At 34.0% G+C, this 12,742-nt stretch carries 11 protein-coding genes and 3 riboswitches; of the genes, 4 read left to right on the forward strand and 7 right to left on the reverse strand.

Going from position 1 to position 12,742, the window contains the following annotated elements:
• Nucleotides 1–18: 18 nt before the first annotated feature.
• Entirely contained in the window at nucleotides 19–1,692 is a 1,674-nt protein-coding gene (gene cobJ, locus MHH98_RS11780) for a precorrin-3B C(17)-methyltransferase (protein ID WP_076034936.1), read from the reverse strand.
• 28 nt (nucleotides 1,693–1,720) lie between these two features.
• Complete coding sequence (locus MHH98_RS11785; protein ID WP_340712895.1) at nucleotides 1,721–2,086, reverse strand: (2Fe-2S) ferredoxin domain-containing protein; 366 nt, start codon at nucleotides 2,084–2,086, stop codon at nucleotides 1,721–1,723.
• A 200-nt stretch (nucleotides 2,087–2,286) separates the two neighbouring features.
• Nucleotides 2,287–2,476: riboswitch (cobalamin riboswitch) on the reverse strand.
• 244 nt (nucleotides 2,477–2,720) lie between these two features.
• Nucleotides 2,721–2,904: riboswitch (cobalamin riboswitch) on the forward strand.
• A 201-nt stretch (nucleotides 2,905–3,105) separates the two neighbouring features.
• Between MHH98_RS11785 and MHH98_RS11790 the strand changes: the two genes are divergently transcribed.
• Genes MHH98_RS11790 through MHH98_RS11805 form a run of 4 tightly spaced genes read left to right on the forward strand, consistent with a single transcriptional unit; the run spans nucleotide 3,106 to nucleotide 5,803 of the window.
• Nucleotides 3,106–3,867, forward strand: a complete 762-nt coding sequence (locus tag MHH98_RS11790; RefSeq protein ID WP_038181498.1) for an energy-coupling factor ABC transporter permease — start codon at nucleotides 3,106–3,108, stop codon at nucleotides 3,865–3,867.
• Entirely contained in the window at nucleotides 3,864–4,166 is a 303-nt protein-coding gene (locus tag MHH98_RS11795) for an energy-coupling factor ABC transporter substrate-binding protein (RefSeq protein ID WP_038181494.1), read from the forward strand. The genes MHH98_RS11790 and MHH98_RS11795 overlap by 4 nt, the downstream gene beginning before the upstream one ends.
• A gap of 1 nt (nucleotide 4,167) precedes the next feature.
• Complete coding sequence (gene cbiQ, locus MHH98_RS11800) at nucleotides 4,168–4,962, forward strand: cobalt ECF transporter T component CbiQ (protein WP_038181491.1); 795 nt, start codon at nucleotides 4,168–4,170, stop codon at nucleotides 4,960–4,962.
• On the forward strand, nucleotides 4,955–5,803 hold the full coding sequence (locus MHH98_RS11805) for an energy-coupling factor ABC transporter ATP-binding protein (protein ID WP_340712898.1): 849 nt from the start codon (nucleotides 4,955–4,957) through the stop codon (nucleotides 5,801–5,803). Before cbiQ ends, MHH98_RS11805 begins: the two co-directional genes overlap by 8 nt.
• 787 nt (nucleotides 5,804–6,590) lie before the next feature.
• Here the strand turns inward: MHH98_RS11805 and MHH98_RS11810 are convergent.
• The 5 genes from MHH98_RS11810 to MHH98_RS11830 form a co-directional block, all read right to left on the reverse strand.
• Nucleotides 6,591–7,232 (reverse strand): alpha/beta hydrolase, encoded by a 642-nt coding sequence (locus MHH98_RS11810; protein WP_038181480.1) that lies wholly within the window; start codon nucleotides 7,230–7,232, stop codon nucleotides 6,591–6,593.
• A gap of 168 nt (nucleotides 7,233–7,400) precedes the next feature.
• Nucleotides 7,401–8,309 carry a homoserine O-acetyltransferase MetA gene (gene metA, locus MHH98_RS11815; protein WP_340712900.1) on the reverse strand — a complete coding sequence of 303 codons (909 nt, stop codon included), beginning with the start codon at nucleotides 8,307–8,309 and terminating at the stop codon, nucleotides 7,401–7,403.
• Nucleotides 8,310–8,400: 91 nt separating this feature from the next.
• Nucleotides 8,401–8,508, reverse strand: a riboswitch (SAM riboswitch).
• Nucleotides 8,509–8,684: 176 nt separating this feature from the next.
• Entirely contained in the window at nucleotides 8,685–9,740 is a 1,056-nt protein-coding gene (galE, locus tag MHH98_RS11820) for a UDP-glucose 4-epimerase GalE (protein ID WP_038181471.1), read from the reverse strand.
• Nucleotides 9,741–9,887: 147 nt separating this feature from the next.
• Nucleotides 9,888–11,018, reverse strand: a complete 1,131-nt coding sequence (locus tag MHH98_RS11825) for a glycosyltransferase family 4 protein (RefSeq protein WP_340712902.1) — start codon at nucleotides 11,016–11,018, stop codon at nucleotides 9,888–9,890.
• Between the two features lie 382 nt (nucleotides 11,019–11,400).
• Nucleotides 11,401–12,036 (reverse strand): sugar transferase, encoded by a 636-nt coding sequence (locus MHH98_RS11830; protein WP_340712904.1) that lies wholly within the window; start codon nucleotides 12,034–12,036, stop codon nucleotides 11,401–11,403.
• Nucleotides 12,037–12,742: the final 706 nt, after the last annotated feature.

The raw sequence follows: 12,742 nt of genomic DNA on the forward strand, positions 1-12,742 counted from the left end.
TATAGTTCCCCCTAAGTTTTAATCCCCGCAAGGAGCAGGTTCAATTTCAATTTTCGGTGACATATCTTGATAGTTAAATCCTTGAATTCGCTTCACACGTTTGAAGTATTTGAACAAGCGCTCGTTCGGATGTGCATTTTGACGATATTCTTCAACGATATTACTGACAACTTCTACAATCTTTTCTGGCTCAATGCCCTCTGCAACTGGTTGTCCTGGGTGAGCCGTTCTACCAACTGGCTTCGCACCTACAAAAAGATCAAATTTACCTTTTCGATAGACGATTCCGACGTCTTCCATTACAGCTTTATAACATGCCATACCACAGCCATTAAAACCGATATTAAATTCTTTAGGCATGTTCAGACCTCCAAGTTTTTCTTGAAGTTCCTCAGCATAAGGAATTCCGCCCGTTTTCTCGCCATCACAGAAATCACATGCTTTTATTGTGACAACATCACCAACTGGTGACAGAATAAAGTTTGCATCTTGCAGTCTAGCTGTAATAAAATCTGGTTTTGTTGTTGGGATTTTCAAAAGAATATTATGGTTTGGTGTATATTCCATAGTGCCTTTATCTCCAACTACATCAGCTAATGTCATCATTTGTTTTGGTGTAAACCTTTTATTTGCAACCCCAGGGCTTACGGCTAATTCGAAAATAGATTCCATTTCTTGCTGTACAAAAGTAGTTTGAGTTTCCACTTGCTGACCCGTTACACGAGTTAATGCATCTAATGCCATTTCAAATGAGCCAATTTTAGGTTTTGGTTCTGTTTTTACAACTGACGGTTGCTTAGCTCTTACTAAAGCAGGTGCACTATCAATAATTTGACTACGCTGAATGCCGGTTTCTTGGTCCATTGCCCACGGTTCTGCCTCTTCTTTCAAACGTTGATGTGGTTTTAGTGGTTGTTTTTCAGCATTCAATGTGTATTTTCTTTGGTAACCACGAGGCGTAATCATTTTATTATCATACAAAAATGTCGATGAATTACCGATGACAACTGTCGTTAACATACCAATATCATGATTTAACATATCTTTTAAATTAGTGATGATGATATTTTGTCGATCACGATAAGCGCTTTTCACTAAACCTACTGGTGTTTCAGGTGAACGATACTGTAATAAAATACGTTGCGTTTCGACAATTTGTCGTGTACGACGACCACTCCGTGGGTTGTAAAGAGCTATTACAAAATCCGCCATTGCCGCAGCTTCCACACGTTTTGCTATTAAATCCCATGGAGTTAGGTGGTCACTTAAGCTGATCGTACATGAATCATGCATGACCGGTGCGCCAAGTAAAGAAGCACAAGAGTTAATAGCGGAAATGCCAGGAATAACTTCAATTTCAACACCGGTTGCTTCTGTCCATCCCTTTTCTATTAACACTTCATAAACTAGTCCGGCCATACCGTACACACCTGAGTCACCACTTGAAATGACCGCTACTTTTTTACCATTTTCAGCTTGTCTTACGGCTTCTTGAGCCCGAGAAACTTCTTCAGTCATACCGGTACTGATGACAGATGTATTACTATCAATTAGATCTTGAATGAGTTCAACGTACGTTTTATAACCGATAATAAAATCACTTTCTTGCAGTGCTTCAACTGCCCTAGTTGTAATATGTTTAAAATCTCCTGGACCAAAACCAACTACATAAAGTTTGCCAAGTTGCGACATTCAAACATCTCCTTTTCGTTACATCTAACTATTTGTTTTTCGAAATACCTTTAATCGCTCCTGATGTAGGGTTTTTCGTCATGTTGCCATTTAATGTTTGGTAGACGACATGAGGTGCAACTTGCTGATTCATACAATCGCGAACAATTTGACGGCCAATTTCAGGAGATTCTGCTTGATACCAAGTACCTTGTGGATACGCAATAACGACACAGGCATCTTTGCAACGTCCATTACAGCGAGTTCGAGTTGTATGTATTTGTTCGTCTACCCCAAGCCTAGCAATCTCATCCCTTACTGCCAGCGTTACTTCTTCGCCGCCCTTTTTCAAACAGCTACTACCATTACAAATGAGCAAATGGCTTTTCATTCTTTCTAAATTCCAAGTTGTCATCGTGATCCTCCCATACTGTGTTCATCATTTTTTATGAAAAATCTATGGAAATAGGGTAAATTGGCAACTAGTTATTTATTTTGGTAAATAAAAAAACCTTAATTCAAAGAATTAAGGTTTAAAAACTAGATTATTCAGACAACACATCAAAATAAATAAGCATCGTCCACTGTAGCCTTCACCTTTCCCTCCGAAAAGTATCGTTCATAATTATAAAAGCAGGTTTCCTGGCTTACGCGTCACTTTACTTTGATCTCTTCCCAGTATTTTACCAGTGAGTGTTATCATTTCATCAGCGTTACAGTAGCGGGGGCTGCATCGGATTCTAACCGATTTCCCTATTATCCTACATGTTCAATAAACCAAACATGTCGGCACTTTTAAATTTGATATTCAATTGTATTATTCAGTAAATTCTAAATCTGTAACTATCATATACTAAATTTTACTAGATTCAAATAGATTTTTTTATGAATATTATCTTGACATAATTTAAATTCTACATTTACACCTATATAAAGTTATTAAAAACAGTTATATCTACCTTACTACTCAATTTCAATATTTTTGAAAATTCCATAAAAAAATCTAGTAGAAAGAAAATTCTCATGATACACTATATTCTGAAATCAAACAATTCAATAAACTTTATGGTGTTAAATTAGCGTTTAACTTAAAAGGGAAGTCGGTGTTAATCCGACGCGGTCCCGCCACTGTGTTGAGGAGTTTTGCTACATTATGTCACTGTCAATAGACGGGAAGGCTGTAGCAAAATGAGGATTCTAAGCCAGGAGACCTGCCATAAAGTGAGGAACTGTTTCAACCTACGAGGATGGGTGTGAAAGTGAGTAAGTCTTATTTTTTGATGACTTTTCCTTCACGCACTTCTTTCTATGAAAGAAGTGCTTTTTTATTTGCAAACTGGCTGTACGCCCTATCCAGAGAGGTATTTCATAGGAGGTGTTATTTGTATATAACTGTATATCTAGTAAAAATACATAAATAAAAGGGAGAATAATATGAATAAGTTAAAATCAATATTTAACTGGAAAATGATTTATTTTTTAGCATTTGTCATGATTGTTCCAAATCAAGCATTTGCCATGCACATTATGGAGGGATTCTTACCTGTAGAATGGGCTATCTTCTGGTGGGCAGTAACAATTCCATTTTTGATAATTGGATTCCGTTCAATACGTAAAACAATTAAGGAAAATCCAGATACTAAAATGATGCTTGGCTTATCTGGTGCTTTTGCTTTTGTTTTATCCGCACTTAAAATCCCATCTGTAACTGGTAGTTGTTCTCACCCTACTGGTGTAGGTTTAGGAACTGTATTATTTGGGCCATTTGCAATGAGTATTGTAGGTTTTATTGTTCTTTTATTCCAATCATTGCTTTTAGCTCATGGTGGCTTAACAACACTTGGTGCTAACGCATTTTCAATGGCAGTCGTTGGTCCACTAATTGCTTACGCTGTTTACAAAGGGGCTTCTAAAGCAGGTTTATCCTTTGCATTTGCTGTATTTTTGGCTGCAACTTTAGGTGATCTTGGTACTTACCTTGTCACTTCTATTCAATTAGCACTTGCATTCCCTTCTGAAATCGGTGGAATCTCTGCCTCTTTCACTAAATTTAGTAGTATTTTTGCTTTAACGCAAATTCCTTTAGCTATTTCTGAAGGTATTTTAACTGTGGTCATTATGAATTTCTTAAAAAAATACAACGTAGCTGAGCTAAAAGCACTTCGCGTCTTCACAAAAGGAGCTGAACAACGATGAAAAAGAATTTAATACTAATCTCAATCGTTGTCATTCTTGCTATTTTCCCTCTTTTCATTCAAAAAGGGGCTGAATTTGGAGGAGCTGATGGTGAAGCTGAAGCTGCCATTGGCGAAATTAATGCTTCGTATGAGCCTTGGTTCTCAAGTATTTGGGAGCCACCAAGTGGTGAAATCGAAAGTCTATTATTCTGCCTTCAAGCAGCCATTGGTGCTGGTTTTATCGGTTACTTTGTTGGTCTAACAAGAGGTAAATACAAACGCAAAGATAATGTGAATAACAAAGAGGGTCAAATATAAGATGCTTCTTATTGATAAATATGCTTATATGAATCGTTGGCAGCATATTCATCCAATAGAAAAAATGGTATTCACCTTTTTTCTGATGTTATTTTCGTTAACTGTGAAAGATACACTTGTATCACTCATCACATTCACTGTGATGAGTGCTTTTACAATTTTAGGTGCGAAAATTCCTTTTAAATATTATTTCAAGTTATTATTAGTGCCTAGTTTTTTCCTATTATCGAGTATGCTTACAATATTAATTTCAGTTTCAAGCAATCATAGCTTAAGCCCCTCTTCACTTTGGACAACTGAATTTTTAGGATTTCATATTTTTATTACAGAAAATAGTGTAGAGACAGCAATCCAATTATTTTTTACAGTGCTAAGTAGTATTAGTTGCTTATATTTCTTAACATTGACTACACCCATCCATGATATTTTACATGTATTACGTAAGCTGAAAGTACCAGCATTATTAATCGAATTAACTGAAATAACATATCGCTTCATTTTCGTTTTTTTAGAAACATCACTTAAAATTCATCAAGCACAAAATTCTCGTCTTGGTTATTTTACTGTGAAACAAAGTATCCACTCATTAGGTTTACTTGTTTCCACTTTATTTGTCCATGTATTTCAACGTTCTAAAGAATTAATAATTGCAATGAATTCTCGGTGCTATACGGAAGATATAAAATTATTAGAGGGTGAGTATTCATTTTCTAAAAGAAACTGGGTATTAATTGGACTCATTTCTTTTAGCATTGTCTCTGTTTATATTCAGTTTGGAGGAAGTCTAAATGGATGAGCTTTTTTTTGACATACAACATCTTACACATAGCTATCAAGATGGGACGATTGCATTAAACGAGCTTTCTCTTTCAATAAAAAAAGGTAAGAAAATTGCACTACTCGGTAATAACGGAGCTGGTAAATCTACATTATTTCAGCATTTAAATGGGATATTGCAACCCACTTCAGGTGAGATATATTTTAAAGGAGAACGGATGGAGTATGGGCGCAAATCTTTATTACAGTTACGAGAGCAAGTAGGCATCGTATTTCAAGATCCAGATTCTCAATTATTTTCTGGCACTGTAAAACAGGATATCTCGTTTGGTCCAATTAATCTTGGCTGGTCTAAAGAAAAAGTAGTTGAACAAATTGACTGGGCGATGCAAGAAACTGAAGTTATCGCCCTACAACAAAAACCAATTCATTTTTTAAGTTTAGGACAGAAAAAACGTGTTGCTATTGCTGGAGTTTTAGCAATGAATCCCGATGTCTTAATATTAGATGAACCATCTGCAGGTCTCGATGCATATTATTCTAAACAAATCATGTCACTTTTAAATACGATTCATAAACCGCATAAAACTATTATTTTATCGACACATGATGTGCATTTTGCATATGAATGGGCTGATGAGATCATTGTCATGAGTGATGGACAAATTCTATATCATGGTGATCCTGTCTCCGTTTTTAAACAACCTAACTTACTTTCAAAAGCTCATCTTGAGAAGCCATGGGTATTTGAAACGGCAGAGCAATTACTGCAAAACGGCATGTTAGCAATTGATGTCCCCTTCCCTCGAAATAGGGAGCAATTATTTCAACAATTTAAGGCAGACATAACAGTAAAGTAACAATTATTATTCTTAAACCATACTAGTATTTTTCTAGTATGGTTTTTATTTTCTCTTAGACGCTGGATTTTGATCTTATCTATATAGACTACCGAGGTTTATACTTAATCAATATTTATTCATACGATAATATTATAGTTATTACTATTTACAATTAATATAGAAATAAACAAAGCCACGAGCGACTTTTTACCATGGCTTTGTTTATTTTTCTTCTATTTAATTTTTTGCTTGTTCTAAAGTGGTTTTTTCTATTTAGTATCCGCTTTTTTTTATACTACAAATCAGCCAGCACCTTTTTTAATAGAATTATTTGAATATATAAAAGAAAATTCCGACTTCATGAATGTCATTCTTGGTCCAACTTCTGCTCATTTAGTAGTTATTCAACAATGGTTAGATAGTGGTATGAAACAAACACCCTATGAAATATCATTAATACTTTTCAATTTGACGGTTCAAGGACCTAGATCTTCTATTGGACTCTGAATTAAAGGCAGGATTATAAACTTTTCATCTTTTTATCAAAAGCAAACAGTCAGTTGATGAGATTGTAATGGCAGCTGGCTGTTTCTTCAAATACATGCTTTACAGGAATCTCAGCTAATTTCATCTTAATTGCCTTCATTTTCATTTATTCTAGATAACTGGTTCTTGTCCCCATAGAAAAAACACCTCCACGTTGATTTTTAGAAGTAGGATACCCAATTTTTCAACGAAAGGTGTTTTTATTTGTCTCATTTTTCTATGTCAGTACATAATTTTTCTCGTAGCATTTAAAATATAGTTAAGAAATTTGTTCTTTTAAGAAAGTGACTAAGTCTAAGTGATTAGCTGGTGTAACACCATGTCCGTCTGGATAGCTCTTAAACGTGACAGCTGCACCTAATGACTCAAAGAAGTCCTTACTTTCAAGACCCCATTGATGCGGTAGAACATAATCATATTCACCATGAGAGATGAAAATTGGCATATGTTCCACTGATTGTTTATGATATTCGTTTTTCACAAAATCAGGAATATAACCACTTAAAGCGACAACTGCTGTCAACTTATCGCCTAAAACAAATGCTAGTGACTGTGCTAAAATAGCTCCTTGGCTGAAGCCCATTAATACAACTTTCTCTACATCAATATTATAAACGAAAGAAGCTTCATCTATAAATTCTCGGATAAAATGAACTACTTTATCAAAAACTGGACGATCTGGTTCCCCTATATCTTGAATTGTAAAGAAGGCATAACCAGGTTTATGTGTAATAGGGCCACGCAAACTAAAAATATGACAACTATCTTTAAATTCAGCTACTAATCCAGGTAAATCTTGCTCATTACTCCCCATTCCATGTAATAAGAAAATGGCTGGGTATTTTTTAGATGGATCCATATTTTTTGGTTCTGTATGAATAAATGTAAAAGGTGAGTTCATTAATTGTCTTCCCTTCGAGATAAACTATATTTATAATAGCATAAAGTATGCTTTGTTGGTGCTCACCTTTAGATTTTAATAGAAAATGGTCTTTACTTATAAAGAGTATCTACAAAAAAAGAAAATGCCCTATGCTATTTTACTAATAGAATAGAGCATTTATTTATATTATTCCCACTCAAATGGTGTTTCTTGGTACACATAGTAGTTCAGCCAGTTAGAGAACAATAAATGCGTATGTGAACGCCAAGTATTATATGGCTGTTTTGCTGGATCATCATTTGGAAAATAATTTTGAGGAACTTCTATATTCAACCCTTTTGCAACGTCACGTGAATATTCGTCTGCCAAAGTATGAGCATCGTATTCTAAATGCCCAGTTATCATGATGTGCTTTTCATCTTCTGACATGACAATAAATACTCCAGCATCATCAGAGGCTGAAAGTAGTTTGAGCTTTGGATGAGCTTCAACTTCTTCAATAGATACAGATGTATTCCGTGAGTGTGGTGCAGTGAATATATCATTAAAACCTCGAACAAGCTTTACAGTTGGATCTTTGATTGTATGATCATAAATTCCTGAGCATTTCTTCGCAAGTGGGAATTTCCCAATACCATAATGATGATAAAGTGCTGCTTGTGCACCCCAACAGATATGTAACACAGAAGTGACATTTGTTTTAGTCCAATCCATAATACTGACGATTTCTTTCCAAAAATCAACATCTTCAAACTCCATTAATTCAATCGGTGCACCCGTTATAATCATGCCGTCAAAGCGTCGGTGCTTAACATGTTCAAACGTCGTATAAAATGATTCTAAATGTGTTTTACTAACATTTTTTGAAACATACGTTGCAGTATTTAAAAACGTTACGTTTACTTGTAGAGGTGTATTACCAAGTAGACGTAATAATTGAAGCTCAGTTTTCTCTTTTTCTGGCATTAAATTCAAAATTAATATATTTAAAGGACGAATATTTTGGCTTTTTGAACGGTCCTCTTCCATTACGAAGATTTTTTCCTCTTTTAGTAATTCCGTTGCTGGAAGGTTTTTCGGAATATTAATTGGCATAGCTATTTCTCTCCTTTTTGTCTATTATGTACACGCATATAAAAAGCCCTCATTCTAAGGATAAGAATGAGGGCTAACTTAACACGCTCGTTTCTTATCTTCCAAGACTTTTGTCTTGTAGGACTTAGCACCTTTCTGATTAAATCAGAGGTTGCTGAAGCTTCACAGGGCCTTATCCCTCTGCTTCTCTTGATAAGAATATGTAATTGATTTAATCCTATCATTAAATTGTCAGATAAGCAAACATTTCTGTCAATTTAACCATAGGAAATAAGCCCTCATAGTTTTCCTATAGGGCTTTAGAAAAGTATTTTAAAACAGGGTAATTCAGTATGTTTAATACAGTATAAATCATATTCCATTTTTATGCAACAATTACAAATCAGTTATATATAACAACTGATTTTCTGCTACATTCCTTACCTTATAACCATTTGGATTATTCCTTTGCCATCTCCAAGCATCTCGACACATATCTTCCAAAGTTTTTTCTGCTACCCAATTCAGTTGTTGTTTTGCTTTTGTCGCATCTGCATAGCTAATGGTAACATCACCTTCACGTCGATCACTTATTAGGTATTTAATTGGAATACCTGAGACATATTCAAATGTTTTTACAACTTGTAGGACGCTATATCCTTCACCAGTACCTAGATTAAATACTCTCCATCCATACTTTCCTTTTAAACTTTCTAACGCTTTTACATGACCTTTTGCCAAGTCTACTACGTGAATATAATCACGAATACCGGTTCCATCAAGCGTTGGATAGTCATTTCCATATATATTTAAAAAAGGTAATTTACCCGTTGCCACTTGCGTAATATAAGGCATCAAATTATTCGGAACGGAAAAAGGATCTTCTCCTATCATGCCACTTTCATGTGCTCCAATTGGATTAAAATATCGTAATGAAACAATGGAAAAAGAATGATTGGATTGTGCAAATTCATATAAGAATTTTTCAACAGCTAGCTTTGTTGTTCCATAGGGATTCGTTGTATTTAAGGTTGCAGTTTCAGGGATAGGACATTGTTCTGGGGTGCCATAGACAGTTGCTGATGAACTGAAAACGAGTTGACGTACTTTATACTTATTCATTAGTTCGACTAACTGGATTGTGCTTACCAAATTCTGCAAGTAGTATTTAATTGGATTGTGGAGGGATTCTGAAACAGATTTGGAACCTGCTAAATGAATGACGCTATCGATTGAATAGTTTTGAAACACCTTTTCTAAATCTTCTTTATGACTAATATCTACGGAGAGACATGTTATTTTTTTCTTTGTGATTGCTTGCATACGATTGATTACTTCTTTATTACTATTAATAAAATTATCTACAATAATGATTTCATGACCAGCTTGGATTAACTCGATACATATATGTGAGCCAATATATCCTGCTCCACCAGTTACTAGAATGTTCAATGCTTCTCTCCATTTCTTAACTTCTTTGAATTACTTATTACATTCTTCCTCCTAGAACGAGATGTCTTTAGGATAATCGCCTCCTTTAATACAAATCCGTTTGTAACTTGTCTAAATTTAAAAATCTAGAGAATTGCTAATAAAAACTTAGTGATGATCAAGTATTGTTACATCTATTATCTGTTTCTTTTCATTTTGAGCCTGTAAATACTGACTCACTGTTTTGTCATACATAGAATGAAATGAGAATCTATCTTCAAAATAACGGCAACCTGCATGACCAAGTTGCAGCCTTAAGTCGCTATTCTCTAGTAATTGAATCAACTTGTCTTTAATAACTTGTATATCATGATTTACTATATACCCTGTTTCATTATCGATAATGAGTTCTTGTACACCCCCTACATTCGAAGCGATAACTGGTAACTGAGCTCTCATTGCCTCCAAGATAGAAATAGGTAGTCCTTCAAAATTAGACAAAAGGACAAAGATGTCAGCCTGTTGTAGTTGTGTTTCTATATCATCACGAGAACCTAGAAATGTAACGCGGTGGTCGATACCATTTTGTAGCGTTAACGTTTTTGCAGCTTCCATCTCTTTTCCATCACCTATGAAAACTAGCTGCCACTCATTTTCTTTCATTGAGGAAAGAACTTCAATCAAAAGATCTTGACGCTTAGGTTGCTCAAATCTTGCTACCATAACGATTTTTGATATTTTATTTTGAGGAAAGCTATGTTTATTACTATTCTGAATACCATTATGAATCGTCGTCATTTTTTCTTTTTTGCCAACTTTTTTTTTGATAGCAAGTGCGTAATCATAATTTGAAACAGTAATAATTCTAGTCGTTTTTCTCGCAAATGCCCTCTCGATTTGTTGATAAATCCAACGTTTTATTGGTTTTACTCCTTCAGTAAATGCCCAACCATGTGCAGTAAAGACAGTTGGTATATTTAAAGAAAAAGCTGCTAACCTACCAACTACACCCGCTTTTGATGAATGAAGAGCTACTACATCTGGATTAATACGACGTAATATGGAACGTATTTCAAAAAATGCACGAATATCAGCTACAAGGTGAATAGCCCATTTTAAATTTTGAAGTTGAATAATGCTTATATTCTTTTCATTTAACGGCTTAAAAATGAGTTCTCCTTTTGAAGTGAGTATTGTTACTTCATGTCCATCTAAAGCAAGTTGTTTTGTGAGAGCAAGTACATGTGTTTGAGCTCCGCCAGTTGTATCTAATTTCGTGATTATTTGAACAATTTTCATTAACTCACCTTTCTTTGATCTTTGTGTTTGCCAATATACGCTGATTAATGAAACTGTTCTCCATATGACCAATTTATTTACCTTGAAACCACCATTAACGAATGCTTATGATTACACAAATACTTTGCTGCAATTATCTGGTTTTTAATATGGAATTAATAGCCGCTGTTAACAGTCAAACATTACTGCCTGTAATACAGTTACAAATACTAAAAACCTTCTAAGAATCTATTATGTATAAGTGAAATAAGCTATTATTTCTTTTTACTCCATCATTTTTGGCTTCACATGTCAGTTTACTGGATGATCAAACTTCATTATTTTTCGACTTGCTCGCAATACATGGCCATTTATATAGATGAAATATAACTTGAATTACATATCAATAAGCTCCTTCTCGACTAAAAACCACACGAATAGTGCGAATTAATATTTTGATATCGAGTAGTAAAGAGCAATTCTCTACGTAATCAATGTCATAATTTATTTTTCTTCCATGAGGAATATTAGAACGTCCATTTATTTGCGCCAATCCTGTAATTCCTGGTTTCATATTCAATCTTTTAGCCTGTTCTACATTATAATAAGCTGTAATTTCAGGTACTTCAGGTCTTGGTCCTACTAGACTCATTTCACCTTTTAAAACATTAATAATTTGTGGTAGTTCATCTAAGCTCAGTTTTCTTAGTAACTTCCCTATACCTGTCATCCTCGTATCCTGTGAGTTCTTAAAAACAAACTGTTCGGGGACCCCACCTTCCCAGTCAGTCACTTTACACTTCTTACTAAGATCATTACGCATCGTCCTGAACTTCCAAATTTGAAAGTTTGAGTAATTTAATCCCGTTCTCTCTTGTGTAAAGAAAATAGGTCTTCCAGATACAATTAGTAATGCAATAGCAATTATTAGCATCATAAGTACAATAATAGGCAAAAGAATACTAGAAACAACTACATCTAATAGTCTCTTTCCATATTTAGCATAAAACCTAGGTCTATACATTACATTTATATGCATATCAAACCTCCTTTTTTACCATCAATTTCGAACTACACTTATAACAAATGTATTGATTCTATTAATTGATTTAGAATACACATTCCATTTTTATCGAAAATAAAATATTTCATAGAAGATAAAAATTTGCGTCAAGTTCATTCTAAACCTTATTTTTCACGGTCTTTTCTTTAAGAAATATATGAACATATTTCTTCTTTTATGATGAAATCTAAGTTAAGTATATTTATTTTTTAAACATTTCTATATCAATGAAGGTAAAACACTAAGAAAAAGCATCATGTTATAGTTTTTTTGAAAATTTAATAAGGTTTGCAACACTTCCATAGTAAAAACCAACTTTATAATAGTTTATTTTGAAAATACATACAATTTTCCACAAAAAAATCAAATGCCTACTATAAGACATTTGATTTACCATAAAATTTTTATTTTGAACTTTTTACAGAGTTAACTAAATCCTCACTAAAGTTTGCCAATTTTTTTGATACTGTTGAGACAGATTCAATTGATGATATACCTACTTTATGACTATTCTAGTCCGAATCTGTATCATAAACTGTTACAAAATCTATTTATTAGAACTCGGAATCTTCACTCTAAAAATGATAGATGATTTATTTACTATAACCCCAAACAACAATTCGATTGTTACATTTTGTATATTTACATAATTAAAGCTACCATATAGTAGTAATATATAGAT

It is taken from the genome of Viridibacillus sp. FSL H8-0110 (assembly GCF_038003565.1).
Classification (GTDB): Bacteria; Bacillota; Bacilli; order Bacillales_A; family Planococcaceae; genus Viridibacillus; species Viridibacillus arenosi.

What these genes read in the sequence shown, in the direction of transcription:
- cobJ (WP_076034936.1), bottom strand. Translation starts at nt 1,692, where the DNA reads ATGTCGCAACTTGGCAAACTTTATGTAGTTGGTTTTGGTCCAGGAGAT.
- MHH98_RS11785 (WP_340712895.1), bottom strand. Translation starts at nt 2,086, where the DNA reads ATGACAACTTGGAATTTAGAAAGAATGAAAAGCCATTTGCTCATTTGT.
- MHH98_RS11790 (WP_038181498.1), top strand. Translation starts at nt 3,106, where the DNA reads ATGAATAAGTTAAAATCAATATTTAACTGGAAAATGATTTATTTTTTA.
- MHH98_RS11795 (WP_038181494.1), top strand. Translation starts at nt 3,864, where the DNA reads ATGAAAAAGAATTTAATACTAATCTCAATCGTTGTCATTCTTGCTATT.
- cbiQ (WP_038181491.1), top strand. Translation starts at nt 4,168, where the DNA reads ATGCTTCTTATTGATAAATATGCTTATATGAATCGTTGGCAGCATATT.
- MHH98_RS11805 (WP_340712898.1), top strand. Translation starts at nt 4,955, where the DNA reads ATGGATGAGCTTTTTTTTGACATACAACATCTTACACATAGCTATCAA.
- MHH98_RS11810 (WP_038181480.1), bottom strand. Translation starts at nt 7,232, where the DNA reads ATGAACTCACCTTTTACATTTATTCATACAGAACCAAAAAATATGGAT.
- metA (WP_340712900.1), bottom strand. Translation starts at nt 8,309, where the DNA reads ATGCCAATTAATATTCCGAAAAACCTTCCAGCAACGGAATTACTAAAA.
- MHH98_RS11825 (WP_340712902.1), bottom strand. Translation starts at nt 11,018, where the DNA reads ATGAAAATTGTTCAAATAATCACGAAATTAGATACAACTGGCGGAGCT.
- MHH98_RS11830 (WP_340712904.1), bottom strand. Translation starts at nt 12,036, where the DNA reads ATGCATATAAATGTAATGTATAGACCTAGGTTTTATGCTAAATATGGA.